Source organism: Rhodococcus sp. F64268 (assembly GCF_023015605.1).
In the GTDB taxonomy this organism is placed as follows: domain Bacteria; phylum Actinomycetota; class Actinomycetes; order Mycobacteriales; family Mycobacteriaceae; genus Rhodococcus.
This window is the reverse complement of sequence record NZ_JALKAI010000002.1, coordinates 102853-121665: the sequence shown is the minus strand read 5'-3', so window position 1 is coordinate 121665 and position 18813 is coordinate 102853. Positions and strand designations below refer to the sequence as shown.

Below are 18813 nucleotides of genomic sequence, written 5' to 3'. Positions count from 1 at the left end.
CGCGAGACTACTGCCGCGAGACGACCGTCAGTCGGTGGTGCGGTTGAACCGTCCCGCACTTGCCTGATCTCGGGGCCTGACGATGATCTGATCGAGGTTCACATGCGACGGCCGCGACGCGACGAACCCGATGATCTCCGCGATGTCCTCCGCGACGAGCGGCGTGATGCCCTCGTACACCTTGTCGGCGCGCTCCTGATCGCCCTCGAAGCGAACCAGCGAGAACTCCGTCTCGACGGCACCGGGCGCGATCTCTGTCAGGCGGACGGGCCGGCCGAGCAGTTCCCCGCGCAGCGTGCGATGCAGGACCGCCTGCGCATGCTTGGCCGTGGTGTATCCGGAGCCGTTGTCGTACGCCTCGAACGCGGCGACCGACGTGATCGTGACGATCAGTCCGTCACCCGAATCGATGAGCTTGGGAAGCAGAGCCTTGGTGATGCGCAGGGTGCCGATGACATTGGTTTCCCACATCCATCGCCAGTCGTCCTCGACGGCGTCGAGGACCGTGGCGAGGCCCTTCGCGCCACCGGCGTTGTTGACCAGCACGTCCACACGCGGCAGTACCGTCGTGAATGCTTCGACGGAGTCCTCGTCCGTGACGTCCAGTTCGAGGGCCGTGCCTCCGATCTCGTCGGCCAGCTTCTGCAGACGATCGAGGCGTCGCGCGCCGACCACCACGTGATAACCCTGCGCCGCGAGAGTGCGCGCGGCGGCTTCTCCGATGCCGGAGGAAGCTCCGGTGACGACGGCAATGCGGGACTCGGCACTAATGGTCATAGGTCGAATCGTAGTGCGGGCGGTGCAGGCGTGCCCGGCCGATTCTCCGATAGCTCCGAGCAGTGTGGTTGCCCTGCGGATCGTCGTCACCGGCACTAACGTCGTCTGTTATGACGACGAGTCGCGGGCGCTACAGCTCGGGAGAGCGGACTCGCATCCGTCTGATCGAAACCGCGGAGAAGCTGTTTGCGCGGCGCGGATACGACGGGGTCACTCTCGCCGAAATACGGAAGGCTGCGGGCCAGCACAATTCGTCGGTCATCGGTTACTACTTCGGTACGAAGGACGGATTGCTCGACGCGGTGGCCGACCACCGGTTCCCCGCGGTCGACGCTGGACGTGGCGCGCTCGTTCGCCGATTCCTTCAGAGCAGGCACACACTGTCCACCCGTGACGCCCTGTGGGCGGTTGCAGAACCGCTCGCGAACACGCTCGGTCGCAACAATCACTATGTTGCGATGCTCTACCGGCTGCTCGACGAAGGGCGGCTCGCGGAGCACGTGGCCGCGGCGATGGCGACATCGAACGGCTACCTCGCCGACAACACGTTGAGAGCATCGGCCGGGCACCTGCCGGCCGATGTGGTCGAGCAGCGTCTCGATCTCGTCTACGAAAGCATCGTTCGAGCCCTGTCGCGGTGCGACGCCGTGGGCAGGCCTCCCACGTACGCCGAGCTGTCGGCCTTGGTCGACGCATGGGAGGCCGTGCTCGTGGCGCCTTTGTCCGAGGAAACACAGGCGGCCCGCGAGGTGCGCTGAGCGCTCATCCGAGACGGTCGCCGGTGCCTGTTCCGCGGCGCATCGCGCCGGGAACGGGTCGCGCGTCGTGCTCTCTCATGTGTGCGGAGGAGCGCAATTGCCACGGCACGCTCGTCACCATCACACCGCGCTGAAACAACAGCCTGCTCTTCAGGCGCAGCGCGCTCTGGTTGTGCAGGATCTGCTCCCACCAATGCCCGACGACGTACTCGGGGATGAACACTGTCACGACATCACGCGGTGACGACCGCCTGATGCGCCGCACGTAGTCGAGAACGGGGCGGGTGATCTCCCGATAGGGGGAGTCGATCACTTTCAGCGGGACGGTGACATCACTGCGATCCCATGCGCGCACCAGTGCCCTGGTGTCGTCGGTGTCGACGTCGACCGTGACGGCTTCGAGGGTGTCCGGCCGGGTCGCGCGCGCATAGGCCAGAGCGCGGAGGGTGGGTGCGTGGAGGCTCGAGACGAGGACGATCGAATACGTCCGGCTCGGCAGGACGTCGTCCCACTCGACCGGACCGAGTTCCTTTGCGACGCTGTCATAGTGGCGACGGATCGCCTTCATCGTGGCGAAAACTGCCGCCATCGCCACGATAGCGATCCAGGCGCCTGCGAGGAACTTCGTGATCAGCACGATCACGAGGACGGAGGCGGTCAGTGCCGCACCCACCCGGTTCACCACGCGTGATCGTCGTATTCGCGCGCTCACACGGGAGTCGGTTTCTGTCGAAAGCTGCCGTGTCCAGTGCTTGACCATTCCGGTCTGGCTCAATGTGAACGAGACGAACACCCCGACGATGTAGAGCTGGATCAGGTGGGTGACCTCGGCGTGGAAGACCACGATGAACACGCACGCCGAGGCTGCGAGGAAGAGGATGCCGTTGCTCAGCGCGAGCCGATCGCCGCGGGTGTGGAGCTGGTGCGGCATGTAGCGGTCCTGCGCCAGAATCGCGCCGAGCACCGGGAAGCCGTTGAACGCGGTGTTTGCCGCAAGCACCAGGATCAAGGCGGTCAACGCGGTGACCAGATAGTAAGCGGGCGGGAAGCCGGAGAAGACGGTCTCCGCCATCTGCACGATCAGCGTCTTCTGATGGTAGTTCTCCGGAGCGCCCAGCAACTGGGTGGCAGGATCCTCGGCGATCACCGCTCCGATCCTCTCGGCGAGCACGATGATCCCCAGGAGCAGGGTGATCGCGAGCCCGCCCAGCATGAGAAGCGTTGTCGCGGCGTTGCGGGATTTCGGTTTCCGGAAGGCAGGCACCCCGTTGCTGATCGCCTCGACGCCGGTCAGTGCCGCACATCCCGACGAGAACGCCCGTGCGATCAAGAACGTGAAGGCGAGCGCCGTCGCGGGGGAGTGTTCGGCGACGAGTTCGAAAGACGACGATTCGGCACGAAGATCGTGGCCGAGGACGTAGATCTGTGTCAGCCCCCAGCCGAGCATCACGATGATCGAGATCATGAATGCGTATGTCGGTGCGGCGAACGCGATCCCCGCCTCCCGCAGCCCGCGGAGATTGACGGCGGTGAGGATCACGACGGCGCCGACGGCGAACAACACCTTGTGGTGTGCCACGAACGGCACCGCCGATCCGACGTTCGATGCTGCAGCGGAGATCGACACGGCCACGGTGAGCACATAGTCGACGAGCAGGGCACTGCCGACGGTCAAGCCCGCAGTGGCACCGAGGTTCTTCGTCGCCACTTCGTAGTCCCCGCCCCCGGACGGATACGCGTGGACGTTCTGCCGGTAGCTCGCGACCACCACCGCGAGAACGACGGCGACGAGGACTCCGATCCACGGGGCGAACGCGTAGGCGGACAGGCCGGCAACGGACAGTACGAGAAAAATTTCTTCGGGTGCATACGCAACCGACGACAACGCGTCGGACGCGAACACGGGAAGTGCGATGCGTTTCGTGAGCAACATATGGTCCAGCGCGTCGCTGCGGAACGGTTTGCCGAGCAGCAGCGATTTCACCGCAGACGGTGCACGAGACACCAGCAAAGCATAGTCCTTCCCGGCATCGGCGGTGCCCGCCACAGACCTATTTCCCTTCGGCTTGTGGACAATCCGAACCGTGACATAACCTTCCCTGCATGTCGTCCGGTCGAGTTTCCGTCCTGCGTGTCACGTACGTGACCGCCGCTCTGGGCTCCCGGCTTCCCCTGGCGCGCGAACTCTGTTGTCGCCCCTGCGGTAGGTAGATCCGCGCCGATTCCGGGCTCCGAGCCGGGATCCTTCGGTTGCGTGCGCTGTGCACGTCGAGGTCAGGCGCGTCGATGTCCGAATCGTGCCACATCCGGGTCAGATCATTCACGTTCGAGCGCCACGCTCGCGTCGAGGTGCCCGGGACCGACTTTCCAAGGAACACACGTGTCAGCTCCCACCCTGTCTCGTCCGGATTTCTCCCGACTCTCGCTCGCCCCGGCCGCCACGCGCGCACGGATCGTCGTCCCGGATCTGCGCATCGCCGACGGCGCCGCAGGGTCGGTGTTCCGTGTCGCGGCCGATCGCGGTCCCGTATCCCGCGACGTGATCGCCAAGGCCACCGGCCTGAGCATTGCCACAGTGAACCGGCAGGTGAGCGCTCTACTCGCGGCCGGTCTGCTGCGTGAACGCGCCGACCTCACCGAATCCGGTGCGGTCGGTCGTCCGAGGGTTCCGGTGGAGGTCGAGCACGACCGATTCCTCACCGTCGGAATCCACATCGGCGCAGTCGTCACCGGGATCGTCGCCACCGACCTGCGTGGCCGGATCATCAGTGCTGTCGAGATCCCCACGCCGAGCGGAGAGCAGAGCCTCGCACTCGCCTCGATCACGGCAAGCGCCAAGGCCTTCGTCTCCCGATGGCACCGCCGCACCGCACTGTGGGCGGGTGTCGCGATCGGCGGTCGCGTCGACTCCGCAACCGGCCTCGTCGATCATCCGCGCCTCGGCTGGTCACAGGCCCGCGTCGGCGAGGCGGTGAGCAGTGGTCTGCACCTGCCGGTGTCGGTGGCGGCCCACGTCGAAGCGATGGCCGCCGCGGAACTGCTGCTGACCCCGAACAAGGCTTCCGGCGGCACGGCAGGTGCCCACCTGTACATCTATGCACGCGAAACAGCGGGTGTCGCCATCACATTCGACGGCAAGGTTCATACGCCGGCGACCGGGCCAGGGTCGATCTCGCACTTGCCTACCGGTTCGTCGGCGCGGTGCACCTGCGGTGCCACCGGATGCCTCGAAGCAACGATCAGTGATCGGGCAGTGCTGGAGCGCGCCCACAGCGAAGGAGTGCTCACACCCGGCGACCGGTCGATCCGGGCACTGTACGAAGTGGCGCGAGCAGGGTCGGAGGCGGCACGCGTCATCCTCGCCGACCGTGCATCCACACTCGGACGGACCGTGGCGCTCCTGCGCGACCTGTTCAACCCCGATCGCGTTGTTCTCGGCGGGCAGGCCTTCACGGAGTATCCCGAGGGAATCACGTATGTGGTGAGAGCGCTCGAGCGTGCATCATCGTTTCCGCGCAAAAATGTTCACATCACCGGGTTCGGCAACAGGGTGCAGGCCTACGCCGCTGGTGCGGTGTCGCTCAGTTCGCTGTACTCCGACCCGCTCGGTGTCATGCGAGCGGTCGCGGCATGAGGATCGGAACCGGGTCGGTCACCGCGGACCGTAGGAGTCGAGCATCTCCTGTGGCAAGGGCTGCTCCATCACCACTTGCATCCCGTCCCAGGTGAAGTCGATCACCGCCGGGCCGCCCGATGGACAGCAATTCGCGTCTTGCGGAGCGAGCCACCGGTACTGTACCGACACCGTCGAATCGTTCGCGCCCACCACGCGGGTGTAGGCGTAGAAGTCCGAGGTAGCGGTACCGAGGTAGGCGCCGTCGTGGAAGAACAGCACCTGCGAAGGGGAACTGGCTGTTCCACCGGGTGTTTCGGCCATCATCCACAGCAGCTGCGGGCATTCTCCGGCCGCATCGGTGGAGGCTCCCGCGACCCAAGGGTCGCCGTTCGGCGTGGTGTTTCCGAGTGAGGCGAGAGCGTCGGAGGCCACCGACGAGGAGGGATCCAGGCACGGGCCGGTGTGGTCTTCCGGAACCGGTGAAGCGACGGGGGTGTCGTCGGGTGTGGGTGTGGCCTGAGGCCGGGCGGTGCCCTCGGCAGGTGCGGGCGCCGGGATGAATTCCGTCGCTCCGGGGGTCGTCGTTTGCTCGGCCGGCTCGGGTTTCTGCAGGCCATCGGCGTCGGCCGGAGTCGTGATCGGTGTTGTAGTCGTCGTTGTGAGGGTCGTGGTGTCGCTGCCACCGCATGCGGTGAGCAGGGCTGCGGCGGCAATGAGAGCGATCGATGCTCCGATTCGGCGGTTCGTCAACATCGCACCTTTCTTCGCGACACGGTGCCTGGGTTCATGGAGATCGTCGTCGACGAGTATGTATCCGTTAGCGACAGTTACGGATTCGTTACGGTGGGGAGGGAGATGCGTCTGTTGCGTCCGGTCTGGACCCGCGGCGACGGAGTTCGGCCTCAGCCCGTTCGAGGCCTCCGTGTTCGAGTGCGGCGAGCGGGGATTCGTCCTCCCAGACCACGGTGCCGCGCGCCCGGACTGTCACGCGCAGCGTTCCGGCCAGATGCTCGATCGAGCCGGCCACATTACGGCGCTCCGCGGGAAGCGGTACCGGCAGCACGTGCGCACGTCCGAGTGGGGCGTTCCCTTCGATCTCGACGCTCCACAGAAGGTTTCCGCCGCGCAGTGACCACGATTCGTCGGTGACGTGGGCGCGGATCGGGGACACCACCGGATTGCCGAGCCGGATGACGCGGCCACCCGGCAGCGCCACTACGACGGCAGTCACGGTCGTGCGTAGGAGCCCGGTGTGGATCTCTCCGCCGGCGAAGGCCACGCACGCCGAGGAATCCCTGAAGCCCTGCGCCTGCCCCCACCACCAGGAGTCCGGGAAACCGCCTCGTCCCCAATTCTTCTCGCCGTATACCTGCGCGCCGTCGAGTTCCCACACCTCATCGCCCAGCACCGCGCGACCCTCCGCATACCCGCCGAGCAGCCACGGATGCCAATACTGATTCAATGCGGGCACCGACTGGAACACGCTCGAACCACCGAATCGGCGCCGTGGCCACGGCAGGCTCGGGGTGATGCGGACATCGAGCTGTGCGTCGTGCCCGAGATCCATCCGCACGCGGTCCGCGCCGCCGCTGAATGCGACACCGGCCAGGGCACCCAACCTGCTCGGATGCGCGGTGCCCTCCGGATGCGCTTCGGTGCGGAGGAATCCGCCCGGATGCGCTGCCAGCCCGAGCGTCGCCCAGTTCCCGTCGGGCGCCCGGTTGATCCCGCACAGCGCGATGACCACCCTCCCGGTGTCGGGCTGGGTGAACCGCCAGAAATAGCCCTCCATGGCCACGTCGTGCGCGGTGAGCAGGTCGCCGAACGGCAGGGTCGCGCCGCCTTCGCGGTACCGCCTGAGCAGCGACACCCCTTTATCCCAATCGTTCCGTCGCGGCGGCGATGTCGTCGAGATCCTGACGCATCGCTTTCGTGGTCGCGCGCTTCGCGAGTGGACCGGCAACCGTCATCAGCAGTTGCGCCGCGGCGCCGAGTGGGCCGGAGACGCCCGAGAACTCCATCGTCAGATCCGTTCCGGCCGATGTGGGCGTCAGCTCGAAGATCGTCCGGTAGCGCGCGCGACCGGATTCTGCGGTGACGACGGTGCGTTGCGCGGGCACCGCCTCCACGACCTGCATCTCCTCGGTCGCGGCCTTGCCGAACATCACCCGTGTCTCGCGCCACCGGGTTCCGACCCGGTACTCGCCGTCGTCGAGGCGTTCGACGGAAGTGACGCCACGGAGCGTCTCCGGAGCGGCGTCGAGGTCGGTCAGAACAGCCCACACCGCGCTCGGCGGCGCAGCGATCGATCGCGTGAGAGTGATTCGTTGTTCCACAGATTCGCCTTTCGTGGGGGATTCCCGTTCACAGCCGCAGCGACGTCTCCTGCAGGCCCGGGGCGTTGCCGCGTCGCCGGAACCACTCGATTCCGAACGCTGCGTTCAACTGGTCTTCGGACATGGCGAGCATCGGGCCGAAATCGCCGATCTGAGACTCGTGGGCACGCATGGCGGCGACCTTCGCGGCGATGGTGCCGGTGACATCGACGGCGGTGGTGAGTTCGGATTCGGGTAGACCGAACGTGTCGAGGTCGGGCGGTTGTGCCTCGCTCGTCACCTCGGGGTTCGCCGCCAACAGCCGTCGCAGGTGATCGCGATTCATGGCCGACTCGTACACCGCGTCGTGACCGGTCGATTCCGCTGCCCGAACCCCGACACGGTGGACCTGGATGTGATCGGGATGCCCGTAGCCGCCGTCGGGGTCGTAGATGGTGACCGAGTCGGCGCGTTCGGCTTCGATTATCGATGCCAATCGCGCGGCCGCCTCGCCCACGTCGACGTTCGCGAAGGCCGCCGCATTGCCGTTCTCCGGGGTCCCCGCCATCCCCGAATCCGGATATCCGAGCTGCACGAGCCGCGCCACTCCGAGCGCCTCCGCGGATCGTTCGAGCTCCCGCATCCGACGATCCGCAAGCGATTCACCCGCAGACAGCAGCCCCGGAGGGTGCTCACCGGCCGCCCCGTCCGTCGCGACGACGAGGACCACGCGGTGGCCCGCGTCGGCGGCCAGCCGCATCACTCCGCCCGTGGTGAAGACCTCGTCGTCGGGGTGCGCGTGAAAACAGACCAGAACGCTCATATTCTGCATGCTGGCACGGTGCGGCCGTGCGCGGTACCGAGAGAGGAAATCCCACAGAGGTGTCACAGAAATCGGGCGGTTCCTACCGCGATCTGTTCACTGCGCCGGGTTCCGTCGCATTCTGTGCGGCAGGTTTCGTAGCGCGCCTGCCGATCGCGATGATCGGGATCGGCATCGTCACGATGTTCTCGCAATTGCGCGGCGACTACGCGCTCGGCGGCGCGCTGTCGGCGGTATTCGCGTTGTCGTACGCACTCCTGACACCTCTGGTGTCGCGGTCGGTCGACCGGCTCGGTCAGTACCGCGTCCTGCCCGCGGCCGCGACGATCAGTGCGGCCGCCACTCTCACGATGCTCCTGGGTGTGCGGTTCGAGTGGCCTGTGCCGCTGCTGTTCCTGTGCGCGATCCCGGCAGGTCTGATGCCGACGATCGGGGCGATGGTGCGCTCCCGCTGGACCCAGCTCTACGGAGGGACATCGCAGTTGCGCACGGCGTTCGCACTCGAAGCGGTGATCGACGAGTTGTGTTTCATCGTCGGCCCGGTCCTGTCCGTCGGACTCAGCATCGCATTGTTTCCCGAGGCAGGCCCATTGCTGGGCGCCATCCTGCTTCTGGTGGGCACGTTCGTTCTCGCAGGGCTGCGCGGAACCGAGCCGCCGGTACAGTCCCGCACGGCCGAGATGCCGAGCGTCAACCTGTTACGGATGCCGGTGCTCGTCGCGCTCATCGCCGTCATGTTCGCGATGGGTGTGATCTTCGGGGTCATCGATGTCGTCGGGGTCGCGTTCACCGCGGAACACGGTGTGCCCGGAGCAGCGACCGTCGTGGTCGCGTTGTTCGCCTTCGCCTCGGCGCTCAGCGGCATCATCTTCGGTGCACGAGCGACGACATCGTCGCTGACCCGGCAACTGCTGATCGCGACCGCCCTGGTCGCACTGCTGCTGTGGCCGCTGCTGCTCGCCGGATCCGTACCCGTGCTCGCGATGCTGTACCTGCTCGCCGGCTCGGCGATTTCGCCGACGATGATCGTCGCGACGTCGCTCACCCAACAGATCGTGCCGTCCGATCGGCTCACGGAGGCCATCACCTGGACCGTGGCGGGTCTCGGTGTGGGCGTGGCTGCGGGGTCGGCCCTCGTCGGCCAGGTCATCGACCGGGTCGACGCAGGTGCGGGATACGGGGTCGGTGTCGTGGCAGGCCTGATCGCGGTGGCATGCGCGGCCGGGATCCACCTGCGCGCGCGGCTACAGTGACCGCCATGACAGTGCGCGAAGTCTCCAGCAGCGATGGCACCCCGATCGTCTACCGCACGTTCGGGCCGGAATCCGCCCGTCCGCTCGTACTCCTGCACGGCTGGGCGCAGTCGTCGCGATGCTGGGGCGAGGAAGTCCTCGGCGATCTCGCACGCAACTTCCGGGTCATCGCCCTGGATCTGCGCGGCCACGGGTACAGCGGGGCTCCGCGCGAGGGCTACGACAACTCCGAGAACTGGGCGGCGGACGTGCATGCGGTGCTCGAGGCCGAGAACGCGGACGATGCGGTGCTGCTCGGGTGGTCCTACGGGGGCCTGGTGATCTGCGATTACCTCACGAAGTACGGCTCCGCGAAGGTGTCCGGTGTGGTGCTCGTCGGCGCGATCACGAGCATCGGACGCGGAGAAAGAGGTGGAAAGGTCGGCGCGGCAATGCGCGCCGCGATCCCCGCAGCGATGTCGGAGAAGCCGCGCGAGGCGATCGCGGCGCTCGGCTCGTTCGGGAACGCGCTGACAGGACCGCCCCAAGGGAAGGGCGTGGTGTCGCAGGCGTTGTTCGGTGCCTCGCTCAGCACCGCTCCCCACGTGCGTGCCGCGCTGTTCGACCGGTCCGTGAGCAATGACGACCTGCTCCGCAGCCTCGAGATCCCGGTTCTCCTCCTGCACGGCACCGCGGATTCGGTGGTGGATGTATCCGCAGCACGCCATGCCGAGTCGTTGCTCCCCAACGCGTCGACGTCCTATTGGGAGGGGGTCGATCACGGTCCGTTCGTCGAGGATCCCGCGCGGTTCGTGGCCGAGGTGACCGAGTTCGTCGAGTCGGTCGACGCATAGCCGGCATGGAGGTCGATTCCTGGCGGGACCGACCGGCAAGGCAGTATGGAGGGGTGACGTCCCAGCCCAGCCGCCCGCACCGCGTGGCGGTGATATCGGTCCACACCTCGCCGCTGGCCCAGCCCGGCACAGGCGACGCCGGTGGCATGAACGTGTACGTCCTGCAGACCGCAATCCAACTGGCGCGTCGCGGCGTGGAAGTGGAGATATTCACCCGCGCGACGTCGTCGGCCGATCCGGCCGTGCAGCATGCCGCTCCTGGCGTTCTGGTACGCAATATCGAGGCAGGACCGTTCGAAGGCCTGGACAAGCACGATCTGCCCACGCAGTTGTGTGCTTTCGCGGCAGGCGTCCTGCGGGAGGAAGCCCGGCACCCCCAGGGTTATTACGACCTGGTGCACTCGCATTACTGGCTGTCGGGCCAGGTCGGGTGGCTTGCCCGCGATCGCTGGGGAGTGCCGCTGGTCCACACCGCACACACGTTGGCGGCGGTGAAGAACGCCTCCCTGGCCGCAGGCGACAAGCCGGAATCCGCAGCGCGCCAGATCGGGGAACAGCAGGTCGTCGCCGAATCGGACCGGATGGTCGCGAACACCACCGATGAGGCCGCCGCGCTCGAACGCATCTACGGTGCTGATCGGTCGCGGATCGACGTCGTCGCGCCGGGAGCGGACTTGTCGCGTTACCGTCCGGGCGACCGGGATGTTGCGCGGGCCGAACTCGGGCTCGATCCTCGAGAGACGATCGTGACGTTCGTCGGCCGGATCCAGCCGCTCAAGGCTCCCGATGTGCTGCTGCGCGCTGCGGCGCAGGCGATCGCGGATGCGCCCGACATTCCGTTGCGAGTGCTCGTTGTCGGCGGACCGTCGGGAAGCGGGCTCGAACGACCGGATTCACTGATCGAGCTCGCCCGTGATCTCGGGATCGCCGCGCAGGTGACATTCATGCCTCCCCAGCCGTCCGAACGTCTCGCCCAGGTATACCGGGCCTCGGATCTCGTTGCTGTGCCGAGCTATTCGGAATCGTTCGGGCTCGTGGCGATCGAAGCGCAGGCCTGCGGGACCCCGGTCATCGCGGCCGATGTAGGCGGACTCGGTGTCGCGGTGCGAGGTGGTGAGACCGGTGTGCTCGTGGGCGGACATCGCATCGACGACTGGGCGGCCGCGCTGGGGTCGCTCGTTTCCGACCCGGGCAGGCTCGCCGCATATGCGGCGGCCGCGCCGAAGCACGCCGAGAACTTCTCGTGGGAACACACTGCGGAGGGCCTGCTCGAGAGCTACCGGCGCGCAGGTATGCGTCGGAACCGGGTGCCCGGTTCGACCGAGTATTCGTTGCGCAGGCAGCGGGGATTGTGGAAGTTGCGTCGTACGAGCGGAGTGAAGGCGTGAGTGAACGGCTGAGCGAACTGATCGAGGCGACACTGCGCGATCGGGAGCTGGAGTTCTCGACGAAGGAGGGCGGCCATTTCGTGGTCGAACTGCCCGGTGAGAACAAGCTGAAGACCACCACACTGCTGACCGTCGGAACGCACGGTCTCCGCGTCGAGGCGTTCGTGTGCCGCAAGCCCGACGAGAACTTCGAGGGTGTCTACAAATATCTGCTGCGGCGCAATCGCCGGTTGTACGGGGTGGCGTACACCCTCGACAAGATCGGCGACATCTATCTCGTCGGCAGGTTCTCGGAGGGATCCGTCACTGCGGAGGAACTCGACGCAGTGCTCGGTCAGGTCCTCGAGGCCGCCGACTACGATTTCAACATCATTCTCGGGATCGGCTTCCTCACGTCGATCAAGCGAGAATGGGAGTGGCGCGTCTCCCGCGGTGAATCTCTGCGCAATCTCGAACCGTTCCGGCACCTCATCGAGCAGGAGACCGGGACGGATTTCGAACCGCCGAGTAGTACCGGCAAATAACGTCACACTTCGGATTCGACGCGATTCGGACGCATTTGTATTGTCCGATTCGAGAGGTCTGTAGAGGATTATTTTGTGACGGTCCCCACATAATGATCGTGTAATTCCGTGTCGGATGTCAGTTGGTTCCATTTGCTCACCTGGTGAAACCCTGTTGATCAAGGATTTTTCTGCACGAATGTGCCAATAAACCGGTCCGTGACCTTTTCGTGATTGGCGTTTAACGTTGTTATCGACCGACAACGAACCGGTCGTTACACCGGACCCGCAGCCGCTGAATCTGCCCCGCGGGAAAACCGGATCAATACATACCCGAGGGGCAGTGCGAGACAAATCGGGTCGCCGACAATCCGGCGATCGATATCCGACCGACATTCGGTCCCGGGTCCCGCAAAAAGCAGCCGAGAGGATTCACCAGACATGGCACAGTTCAACATCAAGCGCACCCTGGGCACCGTCGCAACCGCGGCTGCCCTCGTCGTCACCCCCTTCGCCCTGGGAACCGGCACCGCGAGCGCAGCGTCCGGCAATTGGGATGCCGTCGCTCAGTGCGAGAGCGGCGGAAACTGGGCCATCAACACCGGTAACGGCTACTACGGCGGTCTCCAGTTCAGCCAGAGCACCTGGGAGGCATACGGCGGCAGCGGTGTTGCCAGCAACGCGTCGAAGGCCGAGCAGATCCGCGTTGCCGAGAACGTTCTCGCAGGCCAGGGCGCCGGTGCGTGGCCGGTCTGTGGTCAGTACCTCTGATCCGATCGCCTCTGAGCTGGTCGCTCCAGCAGATTTGTGGCCTGTCCCGCGCGTACCCCGTACGCGCGGGACAGTGCTCTCGAGGGGCTGGGGCTCTCGAGGGGCGCTGGGGGCTTTCGAGGGGCCGCGCGGCATGCTCACGCAAGCAGATGTGGCAGTCCGGAGCGATAGCGATCGGCGTCGATCTGTCTCAGCGGCTGCAGTTCGGCCGGCTCGTGCAGCGTGAACATCGCAGGCGGCGGCGCAGGGGAGTCGGCGGCATCGAGCAGAGCGCCGACTGCGGCACGGGCGGATTCGTTCGCAGACTCCATGGTTGCCAGGTCGATGTCGGTCCGCACGTAGTCGCCCGCCAGGAACAGATTCGGGATCGCAGTACGGGCATCGGGCCGATTCGCGTGTGATCCCACCGTATTGATCAGCAGCGGGGTGTCGTTGGTATTGCGGCCTTCCGCCGCATTCCAGCGCACGCCGGGATCGATGAACCACGACACGAGATCCTCGTCGCGAAGATTCTGTTCGCCGGTGTCGTCGAGACACATCTTCATCTGCGCCCAGGTCTCGCGAGCGATCTCCTCGCCCGTGCATTCTTTCGCGGTCTTGCCGTAGAGAATTCCGGGGGTGTCCCAATCGGAGATGTCGACCGAGAGGCAGTCGACCGCGCTGCCGTCGCCGTACCGGTCGGCGAACGATCCACGCCAGAACTGTGCTTGGCTGATCGACGTGAGCGCCCACGGCGTCCCGAGGTAGGCGACGTGTCCGGCGGCGATCGGAGTGGGCCTTCGCATGAAGTACTGGATTCCGACCATCCAATCGGTGGTCAGGTGCTGCATGAGTTCCAAACGTGGTTCGGCATCGAGCATCTCGTGTGACCACAGCGGAACGGCGCGTTCGACGGGCATCGCGGCGACGAACCAGTCGGCGTCGACCTGTGCGCGACTTCCCGCGGTGTCGACGACGCGGGCGCCGGTGATCTTCCCGCCTGACATGTCGAACCCTTCTGCTGCCCAGCCCATTTCGAACCTGACACCGAGGTCTCGCAACAGCTGGGCCCACGGGTCGATCCACGCTTCGTTCGTCGGTGCCGACAGGAGGCGATCGAGGTGTCCGTAGGTCGGCACGACACCCATCGCATTCCAGACGAAGGCCTGCCCCATGATGCCGATGGTGCGGGTGGAGACCCTGTCCGGACGCGCGGCCACGAGCTGCCGGGTCAATGCAGATACCAGAATGTCGTGATAGCCCTTCGACTTCCCCTCGGCTTCGAGTGTCTGCGACCACGTCTGATGTTCCCATTCGTGATCGCGGCGCTCGATACTGCTGGTCAAGAACATCGTGAGCTTCCGGAGGAAGACGGACAGTTCGTGCGGTGGGATGGCGCCGCCGAGTGAGAATGCGGCGGCAAGTGAACGCTGCAGCGACTCGGCGTCGTACACATCGAGCCGGTCGATGGCGCTCGGTGCCGTCAGATCCGGTCCTCCTGGGATCGACATGCGGAACGCCGGGCCCGCAACCAGATTGTCGAAGACTCCGTTCGGGTTGTGCGGAAAGGGGATTCGGCGCATCGTGTCGGGAATGTGCTGGTAGAAACCGGGAAAGAAGCGGAATCCGTGTTCGCCGGGAAGATCGAGACGCCCGCCTGCTGCGGTGCCCGGAGACGGCATGCTGCGGGCCTTGCCGCCGAGAGCGGTCGGTTCGAACACCGTCACCTCGAATCCGCGCTCGATGAGTTCGTGGGCTGCTGCGAGCCCGGCCATCCCGCCGCCGAGGACGGCGACACGGCGTCCGGTCGAACGGAGGGCGGGGGAGCGCGGTGCGATCCCGGCGTGTGGCCGGCTGTCGGCGATCCCGGGCAAGGCGGCCGCAGCGCCGAGTGCGCCGAATGCGGTCAGGACGGTGCGGCGGGTCATGCGGAATTCGGTCAACTGGATACCCCCGGTTCGCGGTGGCGCCTGTCGGGCGGCGCCCGACAGGTATGGCAACGCGCGTTGTCAGATATAGCGGACATTCGACGCGCCCGTGGAGGAATCGCCCACGCGATCGTGTCAGGATTGGAGCCATGAGTATCGGAACACTTGTTCTGCTCCGCCACGGCGAGAGCGAATGGAACGCGATGAACCTGTTCACCGGCTGGGTGGACGTGCACCTCACCGACAAGGGCGTGGCCGAGGGCAAGCGTGCAGGCGCCCTGCTCGCAGAGCAGAACGTCCTCCCCGACGTTCTCTACACCTCGCTGCTGCGTCGTGCGATCAGCACCGCGAACTTCGCTCTCGATGCTGCGGACCGCCACTGGATCCCGGTGGTGCGCGACTGGCGACTCAACGAACGTCACTACGGCGCCCTGCAGGGCAAGAACAAGGCCGAGATCAAGAGTGAGTTCGGTGAGGAGCAGTTCATGCTCTGGCGCCGCAGCTACGACACTCCTCCGCCTGCGATCGAGCCCGGTTCGAAGTACAGCCAGGACCAGGATCCGCGCTACGCAGGCGTCGACGAGGTGCCGCTGACCGAGTGCCTGCAGGACGTCGTCACCCGGCTGATCCCGTATTGGGAAGAGACCATCTCGAAGGACCTGCTGGCGGGTAGGACGGTGCTGGTCACCGCGCACGGAAACTCGCTGCGGGCCCTGGTCAAGCATCTCGACGGAATCTCCGACGACGACATCGCCGGGCTGAACATCCCGACCGGTATCCCGCTGCGTTACGACCTCGACGAGAATCTGCGTCCGCTCAATCCCGGCGGAACCTACCTCGACCCCGAGGCTGCCGCGGCGGGCGCTGCTGCGGTCGCGAACCAGGGTGCGAAATAGGTGTGAACAGGCAAACCGGACCCCGCGTGACTCTCCGTCGCGCGGGGTCCGGCAAACTTCGGGTGAACACCGGACCAACCGTTGAAAAATGGCTTGTGACGTGCAGTGAGTGTTGACGACCCCCTGTGGCTGCACGGACAGGTGTCATTACGATTCGAATCGTGAATGTTCTGCAGATCGTCCTGGTGGCCGTTGTCGCCGCAATCCTGGGCGCACTGCTCGCCGCCTCAGTGATGTGGTCGCGCCGACGTAGCGACCGAGGCAGCGACGACGAACTCACGATGGCGACCGTGCTGGACCGCGTCGTATACGGCGCCTCCACCGGTATCGCAGTCGTCGACAAGTTCCACGACGTCATTCTCTACAACCCGCGCGCCGAGGAACTCGGCCTGGTGAGCCGACGGCTCCTCGATGAACGCGCATGGATCGCCGCAGGCCGGGTCCTCGATGACGGGACGACTGTCGAAATCGACCTCAGCCGGAAGAGCCCGCACGGACGCGACCGTGTCGCGGTGCGTTGCGTCGCCAGAAAGCTGCTCGACGACGATCCGCGTTTCGTGGTGCTCTACGCATACGACGACTCCGAGCAGGTCCGGATGGAAGCCACCCGCCGGGATTTCGTTGCCAACGTCAGCCACGAACTCAAGACTCCGGTGGGCGCGATGGCGTTGCTGGCCGAGGCCCTGCTCGAGTCCGTCGACGACCCGGGGAGCGTGCGCCACTTCGGGCAGCGGGTCCAGAGCGAAGCGACCCGGCTCGGCAACATGGTCACCGAGTTGATCGCGTTGTCGCGGTTGCAGGGCGCCGAGAAGCTCCCGGACCTCGAGGAGGTCGATGTCGACACGGTGATCGATGATGCCCTCGACCGCACCCGGCTCACCGCCGAGAACGCGAACATCGAGATCAACACCGACCGTCCGAACGGATATCAGATGCTCGGCGATCATCTCCTGCTGGTGACGGCGCTGACCAACCTGATCGAGAACGCGATCGCCTATTCCCCGCCGGGCAGTCCGGTGACGGTGAGCAGATCGCTGCGCGACGGTTGTGTCGCGATCGCGGTCACCGATCGGGGGATCGGGATCGAACGTCAGGACCAGGAGCGCGTCTTCGAGCGCTTCTTCCGCGTCGACAAGGCGCGGTCGCGGGCAACGGGTGGTACCGGCCTCGGTCTGGCGATCGTCAAGCACGTCGCGGCGAACCACCACGGCGAAATAGTGCTGTGGAGCAAGCCGGGAACAGGCTCGACATTCACACTGCTCATCCCCGCCCATTTCGAGAAGGGCGACGACGAGCCCGCCGCAACGCGGCACGATACGACGGTCGGGCAATGAGTCCGATCGGATCCGCACCCGGAATCGGGTGGCATACGACAGAGAATCAACGGAGGACGCAACGGTGACGCGTGTGCTGATCGTGGAAGACGAGGAGTCGCTGGCGGATCCGCTCGCATTCCTGCTGCGCAAGGAGGGGTTCGAGACGACGATTGCGGGGGACGGGCCCACAGCGCTGGCAGAGTTCGACCGGGGTGGGGCGGACATCGTCCTGCTCGACCTGATGCTCCCGGGCATGAGCGGTACCGATGTGTGCAAGCAGCTGAGGAGCCGTTCGGGCGTGCCGGTCATCATGGTGACCGCGCGTGACAGCGAAATCGACAAGGTCGTGGGACTCGAACTCGGCGCCGACGATTACGTGACCAAGCCGTACTCGGCGCGGGAGCTCATCGCCCGGATCCGTGCGGTATTGCGTCGAGGCGCCGACCCGGACGTCGAGATCGGGCAGGATGACGCGGTGCTTGCCGCCGGTCCGGTGCGCATGGACGTCGACCGGCACGTCGTGCAGGTCAACGGCGAGGACGTGGCCCTGCCCCTCAAGGAATTCGATCTGCTCGAGTACCTGCTGCGCAACTCGGGGCGCGTTCTGACTCGTGGGCAGCTCATCGACCGAGTCTGGGGGGCCGATTACGTCGGCGATACGAAAACCCTCGATGTCCACGTCAAGCGGTTACGTTCGAAGATCGAGACCGATCCCGCGAAGCCGCAGCACCTGGTGACCGTGCGGGGGCTGGGTTACAAGCTGGAGGGCTGACGCCCGAGGCGCCCGGCGCGTGGTTTCGGTAGCCGGAGCCATCGAAACCACGCGCGGGTTCAGCGGTGCTCGGCGGCCGCGGTGGCCGGATGGATCGCGATCAGTCCGAGACCCTCGCGGCGCTTGCACAGCCGGGCGAGTTCGTCGTAGGCCGGTTTCCCGATCAGTTCCCGGAGTTCGGGTGCGTACGACTGCCACACCGGCTTCGCACCGACATGTGCATCGGGCGAGCCGGAGCAGTACCAGTCCAGATCGTGGCCGCCCTCACCCCAGCCTCGCCGGTCGAATTCGGTGATCGCGGTGCGCAGAATCTCGGTGCCGTCCGGTCGTTCGACCCAGTCCTGGGTCCGGCGGATGGGAAGTTGCCAGCACACGTCCGGCTTCATCTCGAGCGGTTCGATTCCGCGGCGCAACGCCATCTTGTGCAGCGCGCAGCCCACGCCGCCTGCGAAGCCCGGACGGTTGAGGAAGATGCACGCGCCCTTGTGGCGGCGGGTGCGAAGCGCGGGCTCGTCCTCGAGTTCGTCCTCCTCGAGATAGCCCTTCTTCCCGAGGCCCTTCTCCATGAATTGCCAGTCGTCGGGAGTGAGATGCTTCACGGCTCCGGCCAGCTTCTTCCGGTCGTCGCTGTCGGTCAGGAACGCGCCGTGCGAGCAGCATCCGTCGTCGGGTCGCTCGGCGATGATGCCTTGGCATGCGGGCGTCCCGAACACGCAACTCCACCGGGAGAGCAGCCAAGTCATGTCTGCAGCGATTATGTGTTCGTCATTGTCGGGGTCGGTGAACTCGACCCATTCGCGTGGAAAGTCGAGGGGAACTTCTGGGGCCGGAACGAGCTTGGGCCGAGTTCCGGACGTACCTGCTGTCACAACTCCTGACGGTAGA

General features: G+C 65.9%; 17 protein-coding genes and 1 pseudogene. 10 read left to right on the top strand and 8 right to left on the bottom strand.

What is annotated here, in order from left to right; all coding sequences use genetic code 11:
* Positions 1–27 precede the first annotated feature (27 nt).
* Positions 28–777, bottom strand: a complete 750-nt coding sequence (locus tag MWU77_RS05000; protein ID WP_169690068.1) for an SDR family NAD(P)-dependent oxidoreductase — start codon at positions 775–777, stop codon at positions 28–30.
* 110 nt (positions 778–887) lie between these two features.
* Between MWU77_RS05000 and MWU77_RS04995 the strand changes: the two genes are divergently transcribed.
* The gene (locus MWU77_RS04995; protein ID WP_247273092.1) at positions 888–1535 is read left to right on the top strand and encodes a TetR/AcrR family transcriptional regulator; all 648 of its coding nucleotides are present in this window, start codon (positions 888–890) and stop codon (positions 1533–1535) included.
* Between the two features lie 4 nt (positions 1536–1539).
* On the opposite strand, the gene MWU77_RS04990 is transcribed toward MWU77_RS04995, so the two are convergent.
* Complete coding sequence (locus MWU77_RS04990) at positions 1540–3540, bottom strand: APC family permease (protein ID WP_247273091.1); 2001 nt, start codon at positions 3538–3540, stop codon at positions 1540–1542.
* Positions 3541–3915: 375 nt separating this feature from the next.
* On the opposite strand from MWU77_RS04990, the gene MWU77_RS04985 reads away from it, so the two are divergent.
* A complete protein-coding gene (locus MWU77_RS04985; RefSeq protein ID WP_374229810.1) occupies positions 3916–5169 on the top strand; it encodes an ROK family protein in 1254 nt (417 codons plus the stop codon).
* An 18-nt stretch (positions 5170–5187) separates the two neighbouring features.
* Here MWU77_RS04985 and MWU77_RS04980 read toward each other — a convergent pair whose 3' ends face one another.
* The 4 genes from MWU77_RS04980 to MWU77_RS04965 form a co-directional block, all read right to left on the bottom strand.
* Positions 5188–5904 carry an LppP/LprE family lipoprotein gene (locus MWU77_RS04980; RefSeq protein WP_169690132.1) on the bottom strand — a complete coding sequence of 239 codons (717 nt, stop codon included), beginning with the start codon at positions 5902–5904 and terminating at the stop codon, positions 5188–5190.
* Between the two features lie 85 nt (positions 5905–5989).
* Positions 5990–7021 carry a tocopherol cyclase family protein gene (locus MWU77_RS04975; RefSeq protein WP_247273090.1) on the bottom strand — a complete coding sequence of 344 codons (1032 nt, stop codon included), beginning with the start codon at positions 7019–7021 and terminating at the stop codon, positions 5990–5992.
* 4 nt (positions 7022–7025) lie between these two features.
* Positions 7026–7487, bottom strand: coding sequence for an SRPBCC family protein (locus MWU77_RS04970; RefSeq protein ID WP_247273089.1), 462 nt, complete (start codon positions 7485–7487; stop codon positions 7026–7028).
* A 28-nt stretch (positions 7488–7515) separates the two neighbouring features.
* On the bottom strand, positions 7516–8289 hold the full coding sequence (locus tag MWU77_RS04965; protein WP_169690063.1) for a PIG-L deacetylase family protein: 774 nt from the start codon (positions 8287–8289) through the stop codon (positions 7516–7518).
* A 59-nt stretch (positions 8290–8348) separates the two neighbouring features.
* On the opposite strand from MWU77_RS04965, the gene MWU77_RS04960 reads away from it, so the two are divergent.
* The 5 genes and pseudogenes from MWU77_RS04960 to MWU77_RS04940 all read left to right on the top strand — a co-directional run.
* Positions 8349–9542 (top strand): MFS transporter, encoded by a 1194-nt coding sequence (locus MWU77_RS04960; protein ID WP_169690062.1) that lies wholly within the window; start codon positions 8349–8351, stop codon positions 9540–9542.
* A 5-nt stretch (positions 9543–9547) separates the two neighbouring features.
* The gene (locus MWU77_RS04955; RefSeq protein ID WP_169690061.1) at positions 9548–10375 is read left to right on the top strand and encodes an alpha/beta fold hydrolase; all 828 of its coding nucleotides are present in this window, start codon (positions 9548–9550) and stop codon (positions 10373–10375) included.
* 53 nt (positions 10376–10428) lie between these two features.
* A complete protein-coding gene (gene mshA, locus MWU77_RS04950) occupies positions 10429–11763 on the top strand; it encodes a D-inositol-3-phosphate glycosyltransferase (protein WP_169690060.1) in 1335 nt (444 codons plus the stop codon).
* Complete coding sequence (locus MWU77_RS04945) at positions 11760–12287, top strand: YbjN domain-containing protein (protein ID WP_169690059.1); 528 nt, start codon at positions 11760–11762, stop codon at positions 12285–12287. Before mshA ends, MWU77_RS04945 begins: the two co-directional genes overlap by 4 nt.
* A gap of 420 nt (positions 12288–12707) precedes the next feature.
* Positions 12708–13034, top strand: a pseudogene (locus MWU77_RS04940) (transglycosylase family protein); the annotation flags it as partial.
* Positions 13035–13174: 140 nt separating this feature from the next.
* Here MWU77_RS04940 and MWU77_RS04935 read toward each other — a convergent pair.
* Positions 13175–14944 carry an FAD-dependent oxidoreductase gene (locus MWU77_RS04935; RefSeq protein ID WP_247273088.1) on the bottom strand — a complete coding sequence of 590 codons (1770 nt, stop codon included), beginning with the start codon at positions 14942–14944 and terminating at the stop codon, positions 13175–13177.
* Positions 14945–15084: 140 nt separating this feature from the next.
* Between MWU77_RS04935 and MWU77_RS04930 the strand changes: the two genes are divergently transcribed.
* From MWU77_RS04930 to MWU77_RS04920, 3 genes are all read left to right on the top strand, one after another.
* Positions 15085–15840 carry a phosphoglyceromutase gene (locus MWU77_RS04930; protein WP_247273423.1) on the top strand — a complete coding sequence of 252 codons (756 nt, stop codon included), beginning with the start codon at positions 15085–15087 and terminating at the stop codon, positions 15838–15840.
* Positions 15841–16001: 161 nt separating this feature from the next.
* Entirely contained in the window at positions 16002–17174 is a 1173-nt protein-coding gene (locus MWU77_RS04925; protein WP_308198764.1) for an ATP-binding protein, read from the top strand.
* Positions 17175–17238: 64 nt separating this feature from the next.
* A complete protein-coding gene (locus MWU77_RS04920) occupies positions 17239–17928 on the top strand; it encodes a response regulator transcription factor (RefSeq protein WP_169690054.1) in 690 nt (229 codons plus the stop codon).
* A 59-nt stretch (positions 17929–17987) separates the two neighbouring features.
* Here the strand turns inward: MWU77_RS04920 and MWU77_RS04915 are convergent, their stop codons facing one another.
* The gene (locus MWU77_RS04915) at positions 17988–18797 is read right to left on the bottom strand and encodes a hypothetical protein (RefSeq protein WP_169690053.1); all 810 of its coding nucleotides are present in this window, start codon (positions 18795–18797) and stop codon (positions 17988–17990) included.
* Positions 18798–18813 lie beyond the last annotated feature (16 nt).